General features: G+C 69.0%; 21 protein-coding genes and 1 riboswitch. Of the genes, 9 read left to right on the top strand and 12 right to left on the bottom strand.

Annotated elements, in window-relative coordinates:
• Positions 1-4 precede the first annotated feature (4 nt).
• Complete coding sequence (locus RBS12_RS09670; RefSeq protein WP_307965930.1) at positions 5-268, top strand: monovalent cation/H+ antiporter complex subunit F; 264 nt, start codon at positions 5-7, stop codon at positions 266-268.
• Positions 268-627 (top strand): monovalent cation/H(+) antiporter subunit G, encoded by a 360-nt coding sequence (mnhG, locus tag RBS12_RS09665; protein WP_307965880.1) that lies wholly within the window; start codon positions 268-270, stop codon positions 625-627. Before RBS12_RS09670 ends, mnhG begins: the two co-directional genes overlap by 1 nt.
• Before the next feature lie 190 nt (positions 628-817).
• Here the strand turns inward: mnhG and RBS12_RS09660 are convergent, their stop codons facing one another.
• Positions 818-1,078 (bottom strand): DUF4235 domain-containing protein, encoded by a 261-nt coding sequence (locus RBS12_RS09660; protein ID WP_307965879.1) that lies wholly within the window; start codon positions 1,076-1,078, stop codon positions 818-820.
• A gap of 60 nt (positions 1,079-1,138) precedes the next feature.
• A riboswitch (TPP riboswitch) is annotated at positions 1,139-1,267 on the top strand.
• A gap of 43 nt (positions 1,268-1,310) precedes the next feature.
• On the opposite strand from RBS12_RS09660, the gene RBS12_RS09655 reads away from it, so the two are divergent.
• From RBS12_RS09655 to RBS12_RS09635, 5 genes are all read left to right on the top strand, one after another.
• Positions 1,311-1,901: an ECF transporter S component gene (locus tag RBS12_RS09655; RefSeq protein ID WP_307965878.1), complete on the top strand. Its 591-nt coding sequence runs from the start codon at positions 1,311-1,313 to the stop codon at positions 1,899-1,901.
• Between the two features lies 1 nt (position 1,902).
• On the top strand, positions 1,903-3,465 hold the full coding sequence (locus RBS12_RS09650; RefSeq protein ID WP_373886501.1) for an ABC transporter ATP-binding protein: 1,563 nt from the start codon (positions 1,903-1,905) through the stop codon (positions 3,463-3,465).
• A 51-nt stretch (positions 3,466-3,516) separates the two neighbouring features.
• The gene (locus RBS12_RS09645) at positions 3,517-4,332 is read left to right on the top strand and encodes an energy-coupling factor transporter transmembrane component T (protein WP_307965876.1); all 816 of its coding nucleotides are present in this window, start codon (positions 3,517-3,519) and stop codon (positions 4,330-4,332) included.
• A gap of 247 nt (positions 4,333-4,579) precedes the next feature.
• Positions 4,580-4,987, top strand: coding sequence for a VOC family protein (locus RBS12_RS09640; protein WP_307965874.1), 408 nt, complete (start codon positions 4,580-4,582; stop codon positions 4,985-4,987).
• A 101-nt stretch (positions 4,988-5,088) separates the two neighbouring features.
• Positions 5,089-6,630: a UDP-N-acetylglucosamine 1-carboxyvinyltransferase gene (locus RBS12_RS09635; protein WP_307965873.1), complete on the top strand. Its 1,542-nt coding sequence runs from the start codon at positions 5,089-5,091 to the stop codon at positions 6,628-6,630.
• Positions 6,631-6,637: 7 nt separating this feature from the next.
• Here RBS12_RS09635 and RBS12_RS09630 read toward each other — a convergent pair whose 3' ends face one another.
• Entirely contained in the window at positions 6,638-7,138 is a 501-nt protein-coding gene (locus RBS12_RS09630; protein WP_307965871.1) for a glutathione peroxidase, read from the bottom strand.
• Between the two features lie 163 nt (positions 7,139-7,301).
• Between RBS12_RS09630 and ggt the strand changes: the two genes are divergently transcribed.
• Positions 7,302-9,128 carry a gamma-glutamyltransferase gene (ggt, locus tag RBS12_RS09625; RefSeq protein ID WP_307965869.1) on the top strand — a complete coding sequence of 609 codons (1,827 nt, stop codon included), beginning with the start codon at positions 7,302-7,304 and terminating at the stop codon, positions 9,126-9,128.
• 228 nt (positions 9,129-9,356) lie between these two features.
• Here ggt and RBS12_RS09620 read toward each other — a convergent pair whose 3' ends face one another.
• Genes RBS12_RS09620 through RBS12_RS09610 form a run of 3 tightly spaced genes read right to left on the bottom strand, consistent with a single transcriptional unit; the run spans position 9,357 to position 12,182 of the window.
• A complete protein-coding gene (locus tag RBS12_RS09620; RefSeq protein WP_307965868.1) occupies positions 9,357-10,490 on the bottom strand; it encodes a DUF2891 family protein in 1,134 nt (377 codons plus the stop codon).
• A gap of 10 nt (positions 10,491-10,500) precedes the next feature.
• Positions 10,501-11,469 (bottom strand): DUF979 domain-containing protein, encoded by a 969-nt coding sequence (locus tag RBS12_RS09615; RefSeq protein WP_307965867.1) that lies wholly within the window; start codon positions 11,467-11,469, stop codon positions 10,501-10,503.
• On the bottom strand, positions 11,466-12,182 hold the full coding sequence (locus RBS12_RS09610) for a DUF969 domain-containing protein (RefSeq protein ID WP_307965866.1): 717 nt from the start codon (positions 12,180-12,182) through the stop codon (positions 11,466-11,468). The genes RBS12_RS09615 and RBS12_RS09610 overlap by 4 nt, the downstream gene beginning before the upstream one ends.
• 412 nt (positions 12,183-12,594) lie before the next feature.
• Here RBS12_RS09610 and RBS12_RS09605 point away from each other — a divergent pair, with 412 nt between their 5' ends.
• Positions 12,595-12,753 carry a hypothetical protein gene (locus RBS12_RS09605; protein ID WP_307965865.1) on the top strand — a complete coding sequence of 53 codons (159 nt, stop codon included), beginning with the start codon at positions 12,595-12,597 and terminating at the stop codon, positions 12,751-12,753.
• Here RBS12_RS09605 and RBS12_RS09600 read toward each other — a convergent pair.
• From RBS12_RS09600 to RBS12_RS09570, 7 genes are all read right to left on the bottom strand, one after another.
• Complete coding sequence (locus tag RBS12_RS09600) at positions 12,750-13,427, bottom strand: GntR family transcriptional regulator (RefSeq protein ID WP_307965864.1); 678 nt, start codon at positions 13,425-13,427, stop codon at positions 12,750-12,752. The two genes, RBS12_RS09605 and RBS12_RS09600, sit on opposite strands and share 4 nt — an antisense overlap.
• A gap of 116 nt (positions 13,428-13,543) precedes the next feature.
• Entirely contained in the window at positions 13,544-15,304 is a 1,761-nt protein-coding gene (locus RBS12_RS09595) for a biotin carboxylase N-terminal domain-containing protein (protein ID WP_307965863.1), read from the bottom strand.
• Entirely contained in the window at positions 15,297-17,024 is a 1,728-nt protein-coding gene (locus RBS12_RS09590; RefSeq protein ID WP_307965862.1) for a 5-oxoprolinase/urea amidolyase family protein, read from the bottom strand. Before RBS12_RS09590 ends, RBS12_RS09595 begins: the two co-directional genes overlap by 8 nt.
• Entirely contained in the window at positions 17,021-17,806 is a 786-nt protein-coding gene (locus tag RBS12_RS09585) for a 5-oxoprolinase subunit PxpA (protein ID WP_307965861.1), read from the bottom strand. Before RBS12_RS09585 ends, RBS12_RS09590 begins: the two co-directional genes overlap by 4 nt.
• A 358-nt stretch (positions 17,807-18,164) precedes the next feature.
• The gene (locus RBS12_RS09580; protein ID WP_307965860.1) at positions 18,165-20,828 is read right to left on the bottom strand and encodes an ATP-dependent DNA ligase; all 2,664 of its coding nucleotides are present in this window, start codon (positions 20,826-20,828) and stop codon (positions 18,165-18,167) included.
• Positions 20,829-21,109: 281 nt separating this feature from the next.
• The gene (locus RBS12_RS09575; protein WP_307965859.1) at positions 21,110-22,003 is read right to left on the bottom strand and encodes a hypothetical protein; all 894 of its coding nucleotides are present in this window, start codon (positions 22,001-22,003) and stop codon (positions 21,110-21,112) included.
• 28 nt (positions 22,004-22,031) lie between these two features.
• Positions 22,032-22,706, bottom strand: a complete 675-nt coding sequence (locus RBS12_RS09570; RefSeq protein ID WP_307965857.1) for an ABC transporter ATP-binding protein — start codon at positions 22,704-22,706, stop codon at positions 22,032-22,034.
• Positions 22,707-23,596: the final 890 nt, after the last annotated feature.

The raw sequence follows: 23,596 nt of genomic DNA, 5'->3' as shown, positions 1-23,596 counted from the left end.
GTTCATGGACGGAGTCCTCGCAGTGTGCAGCGTCCTTCTCGCGCTGGCCGCGCTCGGCGCCGTGGTCCGCATGATCAAGGGGCCCGCGCTGCTCGATCGGGTGCTCGCGGCCGACGTCCTCCTCGTGGTGCTCGCGTCCGCACTCATCGTGGACATGGCTGCGCACCGGCACACGGACAATCTCGCGCTCGTCGTCGCGATCACGCTCATCGGCTTCGTGGGATCCGTGACCGTCGCACGCTTCGTGCAGGACCGGAGGCGGCCGTGATGAGTTTGGTGGACATGGTGGCGGGCGTGCTCATGGTGCTCGGCGCGCTCATGTCGCTCGGGGCCGCGATCGGGCTGCTCCGCTTCCCCGACCTGCTCACGCGCATGCACGCCGCGACGAAGCCGCAGGTGCTCGGTTCGCTGCTCCTGCTGACGGCTCTGGGGCTCGAGCTGCGCTCGTGGGCGCTCGTGCCGCTGCTTGTCGTCGCATGGATCTTCCAGCTCCTGACCGTTCCCGTGTCCGCGCACATGGTTGGCCGGGCCGGGTACCGGACGAAGCACGCCGACAAGGGGCGCTTCACGGTCGATGAGCTCGACGAGGTCGTGGCCCGCGTCGAGCGGACCGACGACGCGGGCTGAGCCGGCCGGGAATTCCGCCTCGTCACGACGGCCGCGTGTTCACGAGACGGCTTGTGGTCGATAAGACGTCCTCAGTGGGTCTTTTCGACCACAAGGCGTCTTCAGGTGATGCTCGGGAGGCCGGCGGAGAAGTTGGGGTGGCCGGACGCGAAGTTGGGGTGGCCGGCGGAGAAGTTGGGGAAGACGGCCGCTACACGACGTCCGGCGTGCTGTTGAAGCGCGCGATCGCCTTCTGCGTGAAGCGCTGCGTGAGAACCTGGATCACAGCCCCGACGGACGCGGACACGAGGGCGAACACGAGCGTGTCGCGAAGGCTCTGCTCGATGTTCGTCGCGTCCTTGGGCGGCTTGTTGCCGGTGCTCTTCTCCCACACCGCGTCGACCGCCTTCGTGGCCACGAATCCGGCGCCGACGCTGATGGCGGTTCCGAGCAGCTTGATGAGGATGGTCACGTCCGTCTCCTTCGCAGTCGGCACAGTTCTCCGCCCAGCGTAGCGGTAGACTAGCTGCACTTCATACGACAGGGGAGCGCCGCCGTCGGACGTGTCCGTCGCGCACCAGGGCGCTGAGAGTGCGGACCACCGCAGACCCTCGAACCTGCTCCGGCTAATACCGGCGAAGGAAGTCGAGTTCTCAGGCAGACCAGCTGCCGCCCCTCCTGCTCCAGTGGGAGGTAGAAAGACGATGAGCACCACCACCAAGCCCGTTTACACGTGGCGAGTTGTCGACATCGTGGTCGCCGCGGTTGTGTCCGTGGCCTGCGGCGTCATCTTCTGGCTGTGGGACCAGGCGTATACCGGTGTCCTGGCGGTCACGGCTGCGTTCGCCCCGCTCAGCGGCCTCTATTCCGGCGGCTGGCTGCTCGCCGGGGTCCTCGGCGGGTTCATCATCCGCAAGCCGGGCGCGGCCCTCTTCTGCGAGATCCTCGCCGCGGTCGTCGAGGCACTGCTCGGCTCGCAGTTCGGTGTCACGGTCCTGCTCTCAGGTCTCGTTCAGGGCCTTGGCGCCGAGCTCGGCTTCGCGATTTTCGCGTACCGCCGCTGGAACGTCGCCGTCGCGCTCCTCGCGGGCGCTCTCTCAGGCCTCGCGCTGGGCGTGAGCGAGGTCATCCAGTTCTTCGTCGAATGGGAGTTCGGCTGGAAGGTCGCGTACACGGTCTTCGCCGTGATCTCGGGCATCGTCATCGCGGGCCTGCTGAGCTGGCTCGCGGTCAAGGCGCTCGCGAAGACCGGTGCGCTGTCCGCCTTCGCCGCGGGACGCGCCGCGGACGTCTGAGATGTCCCCCGCCATGCCTTGGGCCGCATCCGGGGGCGCGCCGGCCGGCGTGAGGGCTCGCGGCTGGGGCTGGCGGCACGCGGGCCGCAAGGCGTTCGCCGTGAGCGGCCTAGACCTCGACATTGCCCCGGGCGAGCGGGTCCTCCTGCTCGGCGCGTCCGGCGCGGGCAAGTCGACGCTGCTCCACGCGCTCGCGGGCGTCCTCGGCGCGGCCGAGGAGGGCGAGGAGCAGGGCGAGCTGACGGTCGACGGCGTTCCCGCGCCGAGGGCGCGCGGCCGCGCGGGGCTCGTACTCCAGGACCCTGAGAGCCAGATCGCGATGGCCCGCGTGGGCGACGAGGTCGCGTTCGGCTGCGAGAACCTCGCCGTCCCGCGCGAGCAGATCTGGCCGCGCGTGCACCGGGCCCTCGCGGACGTGGGCCTCGACCTCCCGCTCGACCGCCCCACCGCAGCCCTCTCAGGCGGCCAGAAGCAGCGCCTTGCGCTTGCCGGGATCCTCGCGATGGAACCCGGCCTGGTACTCCTCGACGAGCCGACCGCGAACCTCGACCCCGAGGGCGTCCAAGAGGTTCGCGAGGCCGTGCGTCGGAGCCTCGACCGCACGGGGGCGACGCTCGTCGTCGTCGAACACCGGGTCTCGGTGTGGTCCGAGCTTGTGGATCGCGTCGTCGTGCTCGGCGCGGGCGGCGGCCTGCTCGCGGATGGTCCGCCCGAGCGAGTGCTCGCCGACGCGGGCGTACGACGGCGGCTGGCCGCCGCGGGCGTGTGGATTCCGGGCTGGCATCCGCTCACCGGGGATGAGGTTGGGAACGACGCCGGCCGGGTGCTGCGCCCGGAGGCGCCGGATAGCCAGGGCGAGCTGCTCGCTGTTCCTCTGCTTTTGGCGGACGGCCTCGCCGTCGGGCGTTCATCGAAAGCTCCGCCCGTGGTCGACGGGATCGACCTCACGCTCCGCGAGGGCCACGCCGCGAGCGTGACGGGCCCGAACGGCGCCGGCAAGTCCACCCTTGCGCTCACGCTCGCGGGGCTCCTCCCCGCCGTCGGCGGTCGACTCGATGCGCTCCCGCCGCTTGCCCGCGGGGCTGCGACGAGCCCGCACCGATGGCGGTCGAGCGAGCTTGTGAGCCGGATCGGCACGGTGTTCCAAGAGCCCGAGCACCAGTTCCTCACGCCGCGCGTCCTCGACGAGCTCGAGTTCGGGCCCCGTCGCGTCGCGAAGCTGTCCGAGAAAGAGGTGCGGCGCGTCGTCGACGGACTCCTCGACCGACTGCGCCTAGATCGCCTCGCCGGGGCGAACCCGTTCACGCTCTCCGGTGGCGAGAAGCGGCGCCTCTCGGTCGCGACCATGCTCGCGACGAGCCCGCGGATCCTCGTCCTCGACGAACCGACGTTCGGCCAAGATGCCCTCACCTGGGCCGAGCTCGTGCGGCTCCTCGCGGAACTGCTCGGGCAGGGCACGTCCCTGCTCGCCGTAACCCACGACGAGGACTTCACGGCGGCCCTCTCCGACACTGTCTACCGCATCGACGGCGGGCGCGCCGCGCGCTTGGAGGCTGCACTGTGAGCGCGGCGCTATCCGCAACCCTGCGCGGACCGGCTGGGCGGGGGCCCTCAAGTGAGCGTTGACATTCTCACCCCCGACGTGGCCAACTCCGTCCTCGCGCGGGCCAACCCCGTCGCGAAGCTCGCCGCGGCCCTCTGCATCACGCTGACCCTCCTGTTCAGCGTCGATTGGGTCTCGGCGTCGGTGGCCCTCGCGTGCGAGCTGTGCCTCGTCCCCTTGCTGGGCGTGCGTCCGGCCAGCCTCGCGAAGCGCACGTGGCCGCTCGTCGTGGCCGCCGCCATCGCGGCGTACTCGACCGCCCTGCTCGGGGTCAAGGCGGGGCCGGTCTGGTTCCAGCTCGGGCCCGCAGTCTTCACCGAGCACTCCGTGCTCACGGGCGTGGCGATCGGGCTCCGCGGCCTCGCGATCGCCCTGCCGGGCGTGTTTCTTCTCCTTTCCACGGATCCGACCGACCTCGCCGACGGCCTCGCCCAAAAACTCCACCTCCCGAGCCGCTTTGTGCTCGGCGCCCTCGCCGGCATGCGGCTCGTGGGTCTGCTCGTGGACGAGTGGCGCACGCTCGGCCTCGCCCGCCGCGCCCGCGGGGTCGGAACAGGCCACAGCCCCGTTGCCCGGTTCCGCGCGTTTCTCGGCCAGGCGTTCGCGCTCCTCGTCCTCGCGATTCGTCGGGCCACACGCCTCGCCGTCGCGATGGAGGCGCGTGGATTCGGCGGCGTCGTGGACGGGCGTCCGGCACCGCGCACGTGGGCGCGTGAGTCGAGCTTTTCGCGGCTCGACGCGTGGGTGGTCGCGGCCGGGGTGGGAATCGCCGCGCTCGCGGTGGGCGCCGCCGTCGTCCTCGGAGCGTGGAACGTCGTGTGGGGGTGACCCCTTGTTGCGCCGTCAGATTTGCTGGGCCCACACCGACGAGGGACCCGGCCCGAGCCTGCGAGGGCTGGAAGTCGGTGGGGAGGTCCGCACCCCGCGGATCTGACGGCGCAAGTCGCGCGTCCGGCAGAGGTGACGGCACAGCCGGGGCCGCCCGCAATGGGCATGCTCGTCTCTGGCGCTCCGCGTGCCGGGGATGCAATCGTTGCCCCGGGGGACCCACGCTATGACCCAGCCAAAGGAGCCCATGATGGTTGAAATCGTTGGATCGTTCTCGAGCTTCAGTGTCGACGACGTCGAGAAGGCGCGCGACTTCTATGCAGGAACCCTCGGAATCGGCGTGGCGGAGGCAATGGGAGGCGGGCTCGACATCACGCTTCCCGGCGGAGGGCGAGTCTACGCGTACCCGAAGTCGGACCATGTTCCGGCGACGCACACGGTGCTGAACCTTGTCGTCCCGGATATCGGTGCGGCCGTGGCCTCGCTCCACGACGCCGGCATCCGCACCGATTACTACCCGAGCACTGAGGAAATGCCGCTCGACGAAAACGGGATCTTCCGCGATCCGGCGGCCCCGGCAGGCTTCGGCATGGCGTGGTTCAAGGACCCCGCGGGCAACGTCATTTCGGTGGTCACGGGCCCCCAAGACGCTTGATTTATCTCACGAAATGGAGACACAGGGCGGTCTAGACCGCCCTGTGTCTCCATTTCGTGTCGATTTCAGGTCAACTATCGCATCTGTGATATTTTGGCGACATGGCGCAACAGACTGCTGAAACCGTCGGGGCGATTCTGCGCGAAGTGCGCAGCGACAAGGGCTGGACGCAAGGCCAACTCGCCGCGGAGCTTGGCACAAGCCAAAGCGCCGTTGCGCGCATGGAGCAGGGCAAGCAGAACCTGAGCCTCAAGATGCTCCAGCGCATCGAGGACATCCTCGGCCAGCGCATCCTCAACATCGGCCCGTCCAAGATGACCCACCTGCGGGTCGAGGGCGGGCGCCGGCTGTCCGGTGCCGTCGACGTCAACACGTCCAAGAACGCCGGCGTCGCGCTCCTGTGCGCGAGCCTCATCAACCGCGGCACCACGACGCTGCGCAACCTCGCGCGCATCGAAGAGGTCAACCGGATCGTCGAGGTCCTGACCTCGATCGGCGTCGAATGCACGTGGCTGCCCGCCGCGCCGGGCGAACAGCCGCGCGATCTGCAGGTCCGCCGCCCCGCCGTGCTCGACCTCGAGGCCATGGATGTCGAGGCCGCGCGCCGCACGCGCAGCGTCATCATGCTGCTCGGACCGCTCCTCGACGAGCGCAGCGAATACAAGCTCCCGTATGCGGGCGGCTGCGACCTCGGGACCCGCACGGTTGAGCCGCACATGCAGGCCCTCCGCACGTTCGGGCTCGCGGTCGAGGCCACGAATGGCTTCTACTCGGTGCGCGCGCCCGAGGCCGACCGCCACGACCGCACGTTCGTCCTCACCGAGCGCGGCGACACCGTCACCGAGAACGCGATCATGGCCGCCGCGCACCGCGAGGGCCTCACCGTGATCCGCAATGCCTCGCCGAACTACATGGTCCAGGACCTGTGCTTCTACCTCCAGGGCCTCGGCGTCGAGATCGAGGGCGTCGGGACCACGACGCTGCAGATCCGGGGCCGTTCGCGCATCGAGCAGGACATCGACTACTGGCCGTCTGAAGACCCGATCGAGGCCATGAGCCTCATCACCGCGGCCGTCGTGACCAACTCGCAGGTGACCGTGCGGCGCGTGCCGATCGAGTTCATGGAGATCGAGCTCGCGACGCTCATGCAGATGGGCCAGCAGCTCGAGATCTCGGGCGAATACATGGCCCGCAACGGCCGGACGCGGCTCGTCGACGTCACGACGCTCCCGTCCGAGCTCGAGGCGCCGGCCGACAAGATCCACCCCATGCCGTTCCCGGGCCTCAACATCGACAACCTCCCGTTCTTCGCCGTCATCGCCGCGAACGCGACGGGCCAGACCCTCATTCACGACTGGGTCTACGAGAACCGGGCCATCTACCTCACGGAGCTCAACCGGCTCGGCGCCCAGATCCAGCTCCTCGACCCGCACCGCATCTACGTCAACGGGCCCACGAAATGGCGCGCCGCCGAGGTCGGCTGCCCGCCGGCGCTGCGCCCTGCAGCGTGCATCCTCCTCGCGATGCTCGCGGCGCGCGGCACGAGCGAGCTGCGCAACATCTACGTGATCGAGCGCGGCTACCAGGACCTCGCCCAGCGCCTGAACTCGATCGGCGCACGGATCGAGTACTTCCAGGACTGAGGTCTTCTCAGTCCTCGGCGGGGTCTCCCGCGAGGGCGGCCTCGATGAGGGCGATGATCGCGGGATGGTCCGGGGGGACGCGCGGCCGGAATCGGTGAACGGTGCCGTCCGGCAGCACGAGGAACTTCTCGAAGTTCCACGTGATGCGCCCGGCCTTGCCCTCGCCGTCGGGCGTCCTCGTGAGCTCGCGGTAGAGGGGATGCGCCGCGCGGCCGTTGACGCGCACCTTCGCCATGACGGGGAACGTGACGCCCCACGTCGTCGTGCAGTACTCCGCGATCTTCTCCGAGTCCGCGTACTCCTGGAGGAACTGGTTGCTCGGGAACGCGAGCACCGTGAAGCCACGGGACCCGTAGCGCTTCTGGAGCTCCTCGAGCTGTTCATACTGCGGCGCGAGGCCGCAGCGGCTCGCGACGTTCACGACGAGCCGGACCTTGTCCGCCCACTCGCCGAACGCCGTCGTCTGCCCGGCGAGCGTTGTGACAGCGATGCCGTCAAGGTCAGCCATCGTGCTCCCGTCGTCCTCCCCGATACATCAAACGAACAGCAACAACCCCTAGTTCACCCCACCGGGCAGCAGAAACTCGATTGCTCCGCGGGCTGACGTTGCCTCGGGTGCGAACTAGGTTGGGTCACGCCCTGTCTTCATTCCCCATGAACCGGGAGGCATCATGACCACTCTTCGATATCGACTGGCAGCCCTTGGCGCGGCCCTCGCGCTCACGGTGACGGGCGGCGCCGTCGTCGGTCCCGCCGTCGCCGACGGCCAGGTCACGCAGAAGCAGCCCACCGCCGTCGGCTTCGGCGGCGCCGTCAGCAGCGTCGACGCGGAGGCCTCCGCCGCGGCCCTCGGAGTGCTCCGCAATGGCGGCAACGCCGCGGACGCCGCCGTCGCCGCGGCTGCGACGCTCGGCGTCACTCAGCCCTACAGCGCTGGCATCGGCGGCGGTGGATACTTCGTCTTCTACAACGCCCAGGACGGGACGATCGGCACGATCGACGGACGCGAGACCGCGCCCGCGGTCATGCCGCACGATGCGTTCATCGACCCGGCCACCGGCAAGCCCTACCGGTTCACGCCCGAGCTCGTGACGAGCGGGATCTCCGTCGGCGTCCCGGGGACCCTTGCGACGTGGCAGCGGGCCCTCGACCGGTGGGGGACGATCGGCCTCGGCCAGGCACTCCAGCCGGCAATCACGGTCGCTGACCGCGGCTTCGTCGTCGATCCGACGTTCCGCCAGCAGACGCTCGATAACAAGGCTCGCTTCGCCGCCTTCACGACGACGAGCAGCCTGTACCTTCCCGGGGGAGACGCTCCCGCCGTCGGCTCGATTTTCACGAACCCCGACCTTGCCGCCACGTACAGGCTCATCGCGGCGAACGGCATCGGGGCCTTCTATGGCGGGCCGCTTGCGGGCGAGATCACGAATACAGTCCAGAACCCGCCGAAGACTGCGACGACGACGCTCCCCGTTCCCGTCGGCCACATGACGGCGGCGGACCTCGCGGCGTACAAGACCGTCGACCGCGACCCCACCCACGTGAATTACCGCGGCTACGACGTCTTCGGCATGGCGCCATCGAGCAGCGGCGGCACGACGGTGGGGGAGTCGCTCAATATCCTCGACCAGTTCAACCTCGCCGAGATGAACGACGCCAACGCTCTGCACCACTACCTCGAGGCGAGCGCCCTCGCCTTCGCCGACCGCGGCAAGTACGCGGGCGACCCGGACTTCGTCGACGTCCCGACAGACGAGCTGCTCGACCCGCAATTCGGCAAGGAGCGCGCGTGCTCGATCAGCCCGACAACGGCGGCCACGAAGCCCGTGCCTCCGGGCGACGTCGAGACGATCGACGGCGCCTGCCCGGCCGCTGCGGCTGCCAGCGCGGGCGACGCCGACACCGAGAACATCTCGACGACGAACCTCACGGTCGCGGACAAGTGGGGCAATGTGGTCGAGTACACGCTCACGATCGAGCAGACCGGCGGCTCCGGGATGGTCGTGCCCGGGCGCGGCTTCATCCTGAACAACGAGCTGACGGATTTCTCGACCGTCTTCAACCCCAACGATCCGAACCGCATCGACCCCGGCAAGCGCCCGCGCTCGTCGATGTCGCCGACGATCATGCTCCGGGACGGCAAGCCGTTCCTCGCCCTCGGCTCGCCCGGCGGCTCGACGATCATCACGACCGTCCTGCAGACGATCTTCAACCGGATCGACCGGGGGATGACGACGCCGCAGGCTATCGCTGCGCCGCGCGCGACCCAGCGCAATACGCCGAAGGTCATTGCTGAGCCGGACTTCATCACGAAATACGGGAGCCAGCTGACGCCGTTCGGGCACGTCCTCCAGCCGTCCGGGGATTCCTTCACCTCGGCGGCCGAGATCGGCGCCGAGACTGCGATCGAGTTCCTGCCCGACGGGAGGATGCTCGCGGCGGCGGAGCCCGTGCGTAGGGGCGGCGGGTCGGCGATGGTCGTGACGCCGTCGCCTTAGCCGTCGCCTTGGGTTGCGCCGTCAGCTTGCCGAGGTGCCATGACCGTTCAGGGGTCAGCTACCGTGGGTCGTAACCCGCGGGAGCTGACCCTTGGATGGCGCGCACCCGCGGGAGGTGACCCTTGGATGGCGCGCACCCGCGGGAGGTGACCCTTGGATGGCGCGCACCCGCGGGAGGTGACCCTTGGATGGCCGCGCACCCGCGGGAGGTGACCCCTGGACGGCGTCTTACGCGGGCTGCAGAGCGCGCCGCGATTCGAGCGCGTCCCACGCGAAGCTCGCGAGCCAGTGCGTCGACATGAAGTCCTCGCTGTCGAGGGCTGCAAGCCCCGCCTTGAGAAGCGGCTCGAGCGCGGCGGCGAGGACGGGCTCGGCTGAGGAAACCGACGACGGCGCTGCCGCCGCGAGCAGCGGCTCCGCCGCAGGAGTGGTCGACGGCGCTGCCGCCGCCCGCAGGGCCCGCACCACCCGCGCGAGCTGGCCCGCGCGGCTCAGGTTGAGGCCGTGCAGGTGAACCATGTATCCGTCGGACTCATCGGTCACGCCCACGACCGCGAGCATGCGCGAGTCCGCGCGGAGCCCGGGAAGGAAGCGCCCGAACCACGCCGCGAACTCGTCGGCGCCGAGGACGCGCTGCATGAGGTCGGCCTCGCTCAGGCCAGCCGAGAGGAAGTCCTGCCCGCTGAGCTCCCACTCCGAGGCCCAGCGGGCGTCGGCGCCGAACCATGCGCGGGCCGCGGCCTCGCAGGCCTCGGCGGCATCCGTCCGGCCGAGCGCGCGGAATGCGTCGAGCAAGAGCGCGACGCCGAACGCCGAGTTGGTGTGCAGACCGTGCCGCACGGGGTACTCGGCCTTGGCGAGCCACGCGCGGACGAGGCGGGCGACGACGTCGACGCACCCTTCGAGGTTCCGCCCCCAGCCGCGGATCTCGTCGTCGCCCGACGCGGCGCACGCCGCCGCGAGGCGAACGAGCCACGCCCAGCCGTACGGGCGCTCCCACGACGGGTTGGCCGCGAGGTACTCCGCCTCGACGGCCAGCTTCTCGGCCGTGAGGTTGTCCGCCAAGGCCGCCCGCAGCCGTGCCGCCGTCGGCGGCTCGAGGTGGGCGCCGCCGTCGTCCGCTGAGATGCGAGCCGCTGTGTTGTGCGCTGCGTTCAGGACGCTCACGCCCAGCCAATGCATGTGCACGCATGAGTGCCAGTCGAACGACGTGTCGAACGCGGGGTGAAGCTCGGACGGCGTGGGCCGGTCGTCGTCGGACACCTGGATGTGGTGCGCCGCGTACGGGTACGTGCGGGACAGGTTGTCGAGGACGACGGCGGCGCAATGCTCCGCGGCTGCGGGGAAGGGATCGTGCGGCACGGGGCGGCTCCTAGAACGCGAGGAAGTACATGAGGGCGGTGTTGACGACGAGCAGCGGGAACGCCGTGCCGAGCTGGGCCGTGATGACGCCGTATTTGTTCTTCATCTCGAGCAGCGCCGCCGGAACGAGGTTGAAGTTCGCAGCCATCGGGGTGCAGAGCGTGCCGCAGAAGCCGGCAAGCATGCCGATCGCGAACACGATCGCGGGGTTGCCGTGAAACTGCTGAACGAGCACGGGCCAGCCGATCGCCGCCGTCATGATCGGGAACGCGGCGAAGCCGTTGCCCATGAGGACCGTGAACACGAACAGGCCCACGCAGTACACGATGACGGCCGCAAGGAGGGAGCCCTTGGGCATGAGGCCGGTCACGAGCGTGCTGACCGCGGTGCCCACCCCGGCCTTCGTGAAGAGGATGCCGAGCGTCGAGAGCATCTGCGGGAGGAGGGCCGCCCAGCCGATCGACTCGAGGATGCGGCGGCTCTCGATGACAGGCCCGAGCTTGTTCTTGGGCTTCAGGAGCACGACGGCGACGATGGTCGCCACGACGGCGCCGAGCGCAAGGGCCACGAGGGTCGTGTTCTTCGGATCGAGAATCGGGGTGCTGCCGATCTTGAGGACCGGCGCTGCGAGCACGAGGACGACCGTGACGAGCGGGATCGTAAGGGCCGGGATGAAAAGCCGGTTCCCGAATCGGGCCGCCGACGCCTCGCGCTCGGCAGGCGTCGAGGTCTTGGTCTGGCCGTGCTTGATGCGGCCCGTTGCGGCGAGGGCCACGAGGCCGAGAACGGCGACGCCGAGGATCCATGCGGGCGCGGTTCCTGCTTGGACCCACGTGCCATAGAAGAAGCACAGGCCGAGGAGGCCCCAGAAGGACGACGCTCCAAGACGATGCGGATGGTTCGCGTCGCGCGCGATGAGCGAGGCCCACGCGATGAAGAGCGCTCCGATGAGCCAGTAGACGGCTTCGACGTTGATCACTTGGTGTCTCCTGCCGTTGCAGCGGCCTCGTCAGCTGTGGTGGTGTTGGCGAACTCCCTGTCCAGGGCACGGTCAAGGCGCAGGAGCCGGAAGCCGTGGATGAGGAAGGCCGCGATGGCCGTGGGGATCGCCCACAGGGCGAGCTGGAGCGGCTCAAGGTGAAGGTGGTACGTCGTGTCGACGAACGTCGTGATGAGCAGGATCGAGCCGACCGCCACGAAGACGTCCTCGCCGAAGAACACGCCGACGTTGTCCGCCGCGGCCGAGTGGCCCTTGATGCGCTCCTTGATGTGCTCGGGGACGTGGCCGTAGCGGCGCAGGGCCGCGCCCTCGGCCATCGGGAACACGAGCGGGCGGACGGCCTGGGCGTGGCCGCCGATGCTCGTGAGGCCGACTGCGGCGGTGATCTGGCGGATCGCGAGGTAAGCGAGGAGGACGCGGCCCGCCGTGAGGCGTGCGAGCTTGGCGATGAGGTTCTTGGCCTGCTCCTGAAGGCCGAAGTACTCGATGATGCCGATGACCGGGAGGACGACTGCGAAGATCGTGACCGAGCGGCTGCTCGCGAAGCCGCTTCCGAAGGCTTCGAGGATTTGGAGGGGATTGAGTCCACCGAGGAGCGCCGTGACGATGCCGGCCACGGTGACGACGACGAGTGGGTTCAGGCGGATGGCAAAGCCAACGATCACCAGAAGTACCCCGATGAGTACGAGCATGATTGTCCGTTCCGGAGGTGCGGGTCCTGCGCAAAGGGGGGAGTGGCGCGGGGACGGTTGTGACCCACAGCATAGCCTTTTGTTGAACAATCAGGCAAGGCTTGTTGAACAATCCTTAGGGGTTTTCCCGTCGGGCGGCTGGAGTCACCGCTCCTGCCGGTCGCCGAATCGGTGGGATCATGCGCACCTTGGACAGCATCAAGTCCTGCCTCGCGGCGGCCCGGGACTGACCGCGCGCCGACCTCCCCCTCCCGTCCCGTCCCGCGTCCGATCCTGTACGCGTACACGACGGCCCGCGTTCCGAGATGTACGCGTTTCGCGGGAAAACGCTCTCGGTTGGCGTCCCGAACCCGGGAATTCCGGGGGTCTTCGTTTCGCCGATGAGCGAAACGCGTACACGAAGGAACGGAGATTGGCTCGTTCCTTCGTGTACGCGTACTGGAAGGGACGGGCGGCGGGCGGGCCCGACGAGGGACGGGCGGCGGGCGGGCGCGACGACGGTCAGCGCGGGTTAGCGGGCGACGGCGGCCAGGAGCTGCTGCTCGGCCCGCCACCGGTCAGCGCGGGTTAGCGGGCGACGGCGGCCAGGAGCTGCTGCTCGGCCCGGCCGAGGTAGTCGACCATGAAGTCCGCGGCCTCGGCATGGCGCCCGGCCTCGAGGAGCCCGAGGATCGCCGCGTTGTCCTCGACGTAGGGCGCGTGGAAGCGCGGATCCGCGGCCATCGACGCGAACACGAGCCGCATCTCGGCGAGGATCTGCTCCATGAGGCTGTCGAGGCGCTCGCTCCCTGCGCGGGCGACGAGCGCGCGGTGGAACTCCTGGTTCGCACTGGCCATCGCGGGCACGTCGCCGGCCTTCGCGGCCTTCTGTGCCGCCCGCACGATCTCGGCGAGCGGCGCCGTCGGCCCGGCGGGGGACCACAGGAGCGACGCGGGCTCGACGAGCCGCCGCACCCTGTAGATCTCCTGGATGTCCTCGGCCGTCGGGTGGGAGACGAACACCCCGCGGTTCGGGATGCGCGTCACGACCCGCTCGGCGTGGAGCGTCGCGAACGCCTCGCGCAGCGTGTTCCGCGAGACGCCAAGGGCTTCCCGGAGGGCCTCCTCCGCGAGCTTCGCGCCGGGCGCGAGCAGGCCGTCCGCGATGCGCTGCCGCAGCTGCGCCGCGACCCACGAGCTCGTTTCGGCATGCTTCGTGCTGCCCGCCTCGGAGCGCAGGCTGGCCAGGACCTCCTCTGACGTCATGGAACCACCCTAGCGGCGCGTGCAGCGGTCCCTCTCGCGCGACCACCGCAACGACTGCTCCGTAACCGCCGTTTTGGGGCCTCATAACGACAGTTACGGAGCAGTCGATGGGACGGTTACGAGATGGTCGTGAGCACGGCACCGGGGGCGACGGCGTTGCCCGCCGCCGCGGCATGCTCGCCGAGGCGTCCTGCGCGGTGGGCCCGGACGGTCGTCTCCATCTTCATGGCTTCGAGGACGACGACGGCGTCGCCCGCCTCGACGGCGTCGCCCGGGTCGGCGAGCCATTTGACGATCGTCCCGCCCATGTCCGCCGTGAGCGCCGCCGCCGGCGCGGCAGCCGTGGCACTCACGGAGGCGCCGTCGTCGTCCGCTCGGGCCACGCGGGGCGAGCCGGGCGTGACGAGCGCGAGGCCCGCGAACAGCGCTTCCGGGACGCCCAGCGTGACGCGCTTGCCGTCGATGTCGACGGCGAACGTGCGCCTGCCGCTGTCGGCCGCGGCGGGGCTGAACTCCGGGTTCGCGGCGAGCTCGGACGCGAACTCGGACTCGATCCACGTCGTGTAGACGCTGAGCTCGCCCTCGGCGGTGAAGGCGGGGCTCTCGACGACGGCGCGGTGGAACGGCAGGACGGTCGCGAGGCCGTGGATCTCGAACTCGCGCAGGGCCCGGCGAGCGCGGCGGAGGGCCTGCTGGCGGTCGGCGCCCCACACGACGAGCTTGGCGAGGAGCGAGTCGAACTGCCCCGGCACGGTAGAGCCGTCGCGGACCCCCGAGTCCACGCGGATCCCCGGCCCCGTGGGCGCGGCAAAGCGCGTCACGGTTCCGGGTGAGGGCAGGAAGCCGCGGCCGGGATCCTCGGCGTTGATGCGGAACTCGATCGCGTGCCCGCGCGGCTCGGGGTCCTCGAGCACGGGCACGGGGGCGCCGGCCGCGATCGCGAGCTGCGCGGCGACGAGGTCGATGCCCGAGGTCTCCTCGGTGATGGGGTGCTCGACCTGGAGGCGAGTGTTGACCTCGAGGAAGCTCAGTGTCCCGGTGCGGTCGAGGAGGTACTCGACCGTGCCGGCGCCCACGTAGCCGGCCTCGCGGCAGATCGCCCTGGCGGATTCGTGGATGCGGGCCCGCTGCCCGTCGGTGAGGAACGGCGCGGGCGCCTCCTCGACGAGCTTCTGGTGGCGGCGCTGGAGGGAGCAGTCGCGCGTTCCGACGACGATGACGTTCCCGTGCGTGTCCGCGAGGACCTGGGCCTCGACGTGCCGCGGCTTATCGAGGAACTTCTCGACGAAGCACTCTTCGCGCCCGAACGCTGCGCGCGACTCGCGCACGGCGGAATCGAAGCTCTCCTCGATCTCGCCCATCGTGCGGGCGACCTTGAGCCCGCGCCCGCCGCCGCCGAACGCGGCCTTGATGGCCACCGGCAGTCCGTGCGCTCGCGCGAACTCCCGGACCTCTTCGGCGCTCGCGACCGGCCCGTCGCTGCCGGGCGCGAGCGGGGCGCCGGCGCGCACGGCGACGGCCCGGGCGCTCACCTTGTCCCCGAGCATGCGGATGGTCTCGGGCGAGGGCCCGATCCACGCGAGCCCCGCGTCGAGGACGGCCTGGGCGAAGTCCGCGTTCTCGGACAGGAAGCCGTAGCCGGGATGGACGGCGTCCGCGCCCGAGCGGGCCGCGGCCTCGAGGATCTTGGCCACGTTGAGGTAGGTCTCCGCGGGGGACGTCCCGCCGAGCGCGTACGCCTCGGTGCACGCGGCGACGTGGACGGCGTCGGCGTCCTGGTCCGCGTAGACGGCGACGCTCGCGAGGCCCGCGTCGTCGCAGGCTCGGGCCACGCGGACGGCGATCTCGCCGCGGTTGGCGATGAGGACTTTACGCACGGGGGGTTCCTAAGGGTGGGTGGGGCGGGAGAGCGTGGGTTGGGCGGAGGGGGGCATGGATGGGGGCGACGGCGGCGAACCGGACGCGCGCGCCGGGCGGGAGCTGGCCCGCGAGGTCGAGGTCGGCCTCGACGACGACGCCGATCACGGGATAGCCGCCCGTCACGGGGTGGTCGGCGAGGAAAAGAACCGGCTGGCCGTTGGGCGGGACCTGGATCGAGCCGCGCACGGTCCCCTCGCTCTTGAGCTCGTCCGAGCGGTTCCACGCGAGGGCCGATCCGGCCAGGCGCAGTCCCACGCGGTTGGACTGCGGGGTCACGGTCCACTCGGCGTCGAAGAAGCCGCGCGCGGCGTCCTCGGTGAACCAGTCCTGGCGCGGCCCCGGCACGACGCGCAGCGCGGTCACGCCCTCGGGCAGAGGCGGGGGAGTCTCGGGCAGACCGACGACGTGGGCGCCCCGGGGCCGCAGCACCTCGAGCAGGTCCCCGGCTGTGAGCGGCTCAGGCCCGATCCCGGCGAGCGTGTCCGTCGAGCGACTCCCAAGCACCGGCGGAACATCCAGTCCGCCCCGCACCGCGACATAGCTGCGAAGCCCGGCGGACGGCGTGCCGAGCCGGAGCGTCTCGCCCCCGAGGAGCGCGAACGGCTCGCCGAGCGCGGGGTGCCGCTCGGAGCGCGAGGGGGCGGCGCCGTCGTCGGTCGTGACACTCAGGACGGCCCGCGCGCCGGTGACCGCGAGCACCTGATCCCCCGCCGCGCGCAGGGCGAGGCCGCCGAACAGGACCTCGAGGCCCGCCGCGTCGGGGGAGTTGCCCACGGCGCGGTTCGCGCTCCGGAGCGAGTCGCGGTCCATGGCCCCCGCGGCGCTCACCCCGAGCGCGGCGAGGCCGGGGCGGCCGAGGTCCTGGACCGTGGTCTGGAGGCCCGGCGCGACGACGACGAGGCCCCCTGCGCGGAGCCCCGGCTCGATGACGAGGCCCGCCGTGGAAACATCGGACGACGACGGCGCGGCCCCCTCCGCGTGCGTCCGCGCCGCGGGCCCGGGCTGGGTGAGCTCGGCGCGTGCGCGAACCGGCTCGAAGCGCACCTCGTCGCCCGGGTGGATGAGCGCGGGGTCGTCCCGTCCGAGGTCCCACATGGGCGCCGAGGTGCGGCCGATGAGCTGCCAGCCGCCGGGCGATTGGCTTGGGTACACGGCCGAGTACGTCCCCGCGAGGCCCACTGAGCCCGCTGGAACCGCCGTCCGTGGCGAGGTGCGCCGCGGGACGTCGAGCGCGCCGTCGCCCGTGAGATACGCGAAGCCCGGCGCGAAGCCGATGAACGCCGCGCTCCAGACCTGCCCCGCATGCGCGGCGACGACACCCTCGCGGCTCAGCCCCGCGAGCCGCGCGACCTCGTCGAGGTCAGCGCCGTCGTACACCGTCTCGATGACGACGAGCTTGCCGGCTCGGGGCGCCGCGGATGCCCCGCCCAGCTCGCGCACGCGGCGGACGATCCCGGGCAGCGAAGCCGGGGAGTCCGCGGCCACAAGGACGGTGGTGGCCGCGGCGACGACGTCGACGACGCCGGGCGGCGGAGCGGCGTCGAGCTCGCGGGCGAGGCTCAGGACGGCGCCCGGGGAGGCGAGCTCGATGAGGATCGCGCGCTCGCCGGACGGGCGGATGCCGACGACCGCCTCGCGGCCTTCCGCGGTGGCGTCCCGGTTCGGTGCCGTCCTCATACGAAGCTCGCGATCGGGACGCCCGCGGCCGTGATGGCCTCGCGGATGCGCGCCGCCATCGCGACAGCTCCCGCGGTGTCGCCGTGGACGCAGATGCTCTCCGCCGCGATCGGGACGACGCTCCCGTCGATCGCGCGGACCTCCCCGTCGAGCAGGCGAAGCACGTGCTCGACGATCGCGTCGAGGTCGTGGAGCACCGAGCCGGGCTCGCGTCGGGAGACAAGCGTCCCGTCGGGGCTGTAGGCGCGGTCCGCGAACGCCTCCGCGACCGTGCGGAGGCCGGCGGCGCGGGCAGCGCGCTCGATCTCGGAGTTGGGCAGCACGAGGATCGGGAGCGCGGGGTCGACCTCCGCGACGGCGCGGGCAACGGCCTTGGCCTGCTCGGCGTGGTGCACGATCGTGTTGTAGAGGGCGCCGTGCGGCTTGACGTAGCGGACCTCGGTGCCTGCCGCCTGCGCGAGGCCGCGGAGCGCGCCGATCTGGTAGACGACGTCGTCGGTCAGCTCGTTCGGGGCGACGTCCATGAAGCGGCGCCCGAATCCCGCGAGGTCGCGGTAGCCAGGATGCGCGCCGACGGTGACGCCCGCCGCGGCCGCGGCACGGCACGTCGCACGGATGCCGCTCGGATCGCCCGCGTGGAAACCGCACGCGACGTTCGCGCTCGAGACGCTCGCGAAGATCGCCGCGTCGTCGCCGAACGTCCAGTTGCCGAACGACTCGCCGACGTCGCTGTTTAGGTCGATTCCTAAGCGGTCGATGCCTAGGCGGTCGATGCTTGCCACGAGTGACCTCCGTCTCAGGATGCTGTGATGCATCCAGCATGCCTCAAGTTGGAGGATTGTTCAACAATCTTCCCCGTTTGGGGGTCACCTCCGGTGGGTGTGGGGTGGTTTGGGGGTCACCTCCGGTGGGTGGGGGGTGGTTTGGGGGTCACGTCCGGTGGGTGGGGGACCCGCGGGAGGTGACCCCTGGACGGTGGGGGACCCGCGGGTGGTGACCCCTGGATGGTGGGGGACCCGCGGGTGGTGACCCCTGGATGGTGGGGGACCCGCGGGTGGTGACCCCTGGATGGTGGGGGACCCGCGTGAGGTGACCCCTGGACTGTTGGGGACCCGCGGGTGGTGACCCCTGGACGGCGCATCAGCCCTCGAAGACCACGTCTCCCGGTCCCTTGTCGGGCCGCCACCCCTTCCACACCGGGTGCCGCAGCCGGTGGTCCGGGGTCCACTCGCCGTAGCGCACCTCGCCGACGAGCTCGGGCGCGACCCAATGCGCGTCGACGGTGTCCTCGCGGGGGACGTCGGCGAACGGCGACGCCTCTCTCGCAAGCGGGCCGAGCCTCGCGACGATGTCCTTGAGGTCGCGGTCCGAGAATCCGCTGCCGACGCGGCCCGCGTAACGGAGCCCGCCGTCGTCGTCCGGGATGCCCACGAGGAGCGAGCCGATCGTGCCCTCGCGCCCGCCCTTCCCGGTGCGCCAGCCGCCCACGACGACTTCCTGCGTGCGCTCGTGCTTGATCTTGAGCCATGCGCCCGATCGCCTCCCGGGCTCGTACCGGGACGACAGCCGCTTCGCCATGATCCCCTCCATGCCGTGCTCGGCGGACGCAGCGAGGACGTGTTCCACGTCGTCGTCGAACACGGGGGAGAGCTGGACGTTCTGGGGGAGGCCGCCCTCGGCCAGGAGCTCGAGCGCCCTGCGGCGCTCGCTGAATGGGCGGGAGGTAAGGTCGTGGCCTTCGAATTCGAGGAGGTCGAACAGGACGATCCGCACGGGCACTTCCCGGCGCGCCGCTGCGACGTCGGTCGGGTCCGTCAGGCCCATGCGCTGCTGGAGTCGCGCGAAAGACGGCCGCCCGCTGGAATCCGTCGCGATGATCTCGCCGTCGAGGATGGCGGGTCCGAGCTCGGCGAGTTCGGCGAGCTCGGGGTACGTCGCGGTCGTGTCGAGACCGCGCCGGCTGATAAGCTTGAGCGGCCCGCGCGCGTCGACGATCGCGCGCACGCCATCCCACTTCATCTCAAGGGCCCACTTGTCCCCGCGGATGAGGCCCGGCGTGCCGATCTGGGCGAGCATGGCCGACGGCGGGGCGCCGCCTCCCGACGCCCCGCCTCCCGACGCCCCGCCTCCCGACGCCCCGCGACCCGTCGCGCTGTTCCCTCCTGTTGCGCCGTCACCTCCACCGCGTGCGGGTGGCGTCGCATCGCCGGCACCCTGCGGAGGTGACGGCGCATCGGAAGGCGTGACGCCGCCGTCGTTTGTTGCGGCTTCCGCGGCGTCGCCGTCTCGGCGCGCGCCCCGCCGCCAGTGTCCCTTGGCCTGGTCCTTCATGAGGTGGATGAGCCAGTTGTCCTTGTCGCCACCGAGCCCGCCCTCGGTCCGGATAAGCGCGAGGCGCATTGGCTTGCCGCTTTCGATGCTCGCAAGCCCGCCGCCCGGCTTCCCCGTGAGGATGACGATGATCTCCTTGTCCTCGCGCCACTTTTCGAGTTCGTACGTGCCCGTGTCCCACACGAACATCTCGCCGGCGCCGTATTCGCCCTTGGGAATCGTGCCGGAGAACGTGAGGTACTCGATGGGGTGGTCTTCCGTGTGCACGGCGAGGTGGTTGCGTCCCGGATCGGTCGGCACGCCCCTGGGCAGCGCGAACGAGGCGAGCACGCCCTCGTGCTCGAGCCGCAGGTCCCAGTGCAGGCGGCGCGCGTGGTGCTCGTGGATGACGAATGCGTTCCCTTCGCCTGGCACAGGTGCTTCTGCGGGAACGGGCTCGGGCGTCGCGGCGGCGTCGCGCTTGGATCGGTAGACGGTGAGGCGGTCCGGCTCGCCGTGGGCGCGGCCGCCGGGAGCGGACGACGACGGCGGGGGCCTCCCGTCGTCGTCTCCTGCGTCCTCGGCTCCGAAGGCGAGAGCGACGCCTTCGGGCAGCACGGGCGCGAACAGGTTGCCGTATCTCTCGAGCCGGGCCGGCATTTCGTCATAGCGCACGTGTGCTAGATCGGGGGAGCCGATCTCCTCCCACGTCCGCGGCGCGGCCACCATGGGCTGGAGCCGTCCGCGGAGCGAATACGGCGCGATCGTGGTCTTCTGCCCACTGTTCTGGCTCCAGTCCACGAGCACCCGGCCCTCACGGAGCGTCTTCTTCTGGTCGCTCACGACGAGGTCGGGATGGTCGGCGGCGAGCGAGCGCGCGAGCTCGTGGGCCACGGAGGAAACCTGCTCCCAGGACTGCCTCATGTCGAGCTTCGCGTAGAGGTGGATGCCTTTGCTCCCGCTCGTGACGGGTACGGAGACCAGGCCCATGTGGTCGAGGATCGGTTTGACGAGGTGGGCCACCTCGACGCATTCGGGCAGACCCGCGCCCGGTCCTGGGTCGAGGTCGAGGACCAGACGGTCCGGATGGAGCATGCGGCCTTTCTCATCGACGCGCCATTGCGGCACGTGGACCTCGAGTGATGCGATCTGGCCGAGCCATACGAGGGTCGCGAGGTCGTTGACGATCGGGTACGTGTTCGTGGAGTGCCGGTGTTCGAGGGTGACGCGCTTGACCCATTTCGGGGTCGCGACGTCGAGGTTCTTCTGGAAGAACACCTCGCCCGGCTCGTCCTTCGTGCCGACGCCGTGGACCCACCGCTTGCGGGTCGCGGGGCGGTCGCGGATCGCCGGGATCATCGCGGGGCCTACCGTGCGGAGGTAGTCGAGGACGTCCGCCTTCGTGACCCCCGCCTCCGGATAGAGCACCTTGTCCAAATTGGAGAGGCTCAGCTGGCGGCCCTCAACGGTCACGCGCTCGCGTTTCGCTGCCATGGCGCCACCCTGCCATGGTGCGGGGCGGGAGTGAAGGGGCGGGGAGACTACCGGTCGGCCGGTAGTTCGCCGAGGCGGAACCAATAGCACCGCGGGAACCAGAACACGTATAGCGGCGTCACAGCGCACCCAAGCAGCCCTACCCCGCTCCAGGGGGCATATATTGCGAAACCGACGCCCCAGAGAATCCACAGCACACCCCAGAGGACGGCTACGTGGGCAAAGTACAGAATAGTGCGTCCGCCCCACGTAGTCGGAGTCTTCGCATCGCGCAGGCTCATTTATCCGACCTTCACAGACTTTGACCGGAGGAGCCAGACCATGAACGAACCCGCTCCAAGCGCCGACATCATCACTACAGTGGGCGTCCATAGCAGCCACGAATCGGCTGGAAGGGGAAGGTTCGGATTGAAACCTGACCAGTAGTTGAAAACACCTCTCCCAATTGTCGCCATAAGATTCCTTGGATCGCCCCCGCCCGCAAAGGGAACCATCATGAGAACGAGGATGCACGCCAAAGACGGAACTAGCAGCATTCGGGATGCGGCCCCGACGAAGAGCCCAATCAGGCAAAAGAAGACGGCCACCAACGCCGAGAATGCGACTTGCATGACAGGATTCGATGCCGTTGGTGAATATGTAACGGCGTATGGGAAGGTTTCCGGGCCGCCAGACTCAACGAATGCTCGAATCAGCATCGCCAGTCCCGATAGGATTGCCGTAGCCAAAAGTATGGACACAGAGGGGAGCACCACTGATATCGTCATCTTCCCTATAAACACTGCTCTGGGATTCTCGAGTTCGAATCGCTGCTTCAATAGTCCGTGTCTAAGGTCGGCCACAGCGAGTGAACATCCGTAGATGAAGAAGATCATTGGGAAGAAGATAAATGTAGCCATCTCGAGACTCGACCCCACGGCAAACTGAGGCTCCAGTGCGCGAAGGGCATTGAAGGCGGCCTCGTAGTCGTACCTCAGGGGATTGTCGATGAAGCTCTGCGGCCCCTCGCGGACGATATTGACAGGGGCTGACATGGCTGCCTGGAGTGTTAGCCCGACCCGTTCTGTCTGGTCCCTTGTGACGAGGAAGCGTTCAATTCGCGCGGAAACGTTGGCAGTGGCGCCAAGAAGGCCTAGGCAGCCGCTAATGAAGACGGCGACCGATAGAGCCGTCATGCCTCGTCCCCAAAGTTGGTAGCGGAGTTCAGTTCTGGCCGAACGAAGGATGCTTCGCATAGAAGTGATCCAACCCTCCGCGGTGTTCAGTATTCCATTCGCTGGTCATATCGATCACGCGGCGATCCTTTATGAGGAACACTCGATCGGCCAGCCCTTCAAAGAAATCCAGTTGATGTCCACTCATGACGACGCTGCGAGACTTTGCCGCCTCGACGATAGCCCTTGAAAGCCCCTTCAGGCTCGCATAGTCGAGTCCTACCGTAGGTTCGTCCAAGATGAGACATGGCGCGGACGTCATGAAGGCGGTAGTGAGCGAGACCCTCTTCTGCTGCCCGAAGGAGAGCTTTCGAGCCCTTTTGCTCAGGACCTCGTGCGAGGAAAACATTGTTGTGCTGGGATTGCTGATAACATCGCGCATTCTCATGTCGAGCGAGGCGCAAAGGTTTTGATAGCCCGTGAGATTCTTGTGTAACGGTGGGTCTTCAAACGCCACGAAGACCCGTCCGTCGGGCTGCTCACCGTTCCAGGATATCTGGCCATCAAACCTCTGAAGGCCTGCAAGACACCTGAAGAGCGTTGATTTGCCAGCCCCGTTGGCCCCCAGGATCAAGCTCGTGCCGACAGTTGGAAACGAAAAGGAAGCGTCTTCTATGAGGCGCTTCCCAGAAATCGCGATGGTCATATCCTTTGCTTCGAGCATGATCAAACCTCGTGAGTCGGGGCGCTGGAGGGCCCGCAAATGGTCAGATCCTCCAGCGCAACTAGAATGACTTCTTATCGCCACGCGTTCCAGGCGCCGTCACCGTACACGTCTGCGAACTGGGTCAGCGTCTGGTGGGCTACATTCCAGTAGCCCCACGGAGTGGGAACCCCGACGCCCATGTCGGTTTGGGCCCGCCAGCTGTGCTTCCAGCCATCTGTATAAGTGCGACTAATGCCCAGCGCCTGGACAGTGTTGAAGCCGGCTGCTCCCACTCGCTGCCACCCTGAACTATCAATAACTCTTGTCCAGTCGAAAGAGAAATCGACGTTCATTTCCGAGAAGAGCGCCCAGTCGACAGTCCCGGCGGTCATGAGAGTCGCGCGTCCATAACCGACTGCGTACATCGAAGCGGTCTGGACCGACTTGGTCGCGGAACCTCTTCCGGACTGAGATGCCGCCTTCTCGTGGACAGACTGCGGTCGGTTGAGATCCGAGATCAGTTGATTCGCGTCGCGGAGCGAATCGCCGTAGGAGTCTGTCTCGGACGCAAACGTACTTGGTGCCGAAATCGTCAGAAGGCCTAACGAGACAATGATTGCCGAGACCGATTTGACTATACCCCTCATTTTTCCCCCCATGAGAGTTCAGAGAATTAGCGACCGCTCTGGGCCGCGGCGATCACATCTTTGTCCGCGTTTGTCCGCGGGTGCTTGAAGCATAGTTCGAGGTCGGTCAGTATTGCAATGGCCGCCGGTACTGAACTTTGATTTTGTTGGAACACTGAGTTTTGACGATGCACCACTGAGATTGGAGACTTTTGGTCCGTGGACCACGGATAACGTACGCTTCAGGCCCAGTTTCTGGTCTAAGTGGTGGCGCCGAGTGTC

The sequence above is a fragment of the Sinomonas sp. ASV322 genome, assembly GCF_030908245.1.
In the GTDB taxonomy this organism is placed as follows: domain Bacteria; phylum Actinomycetota; class Actinomycetes; order Actinomycetales; family Micrococcaceae; genus Sinomonas.
The sequence above is the reverse complement of the archived record's forward strand: the minus strand, read 5'-3'. Positions and strand labels throughout refer to the sequence as shown.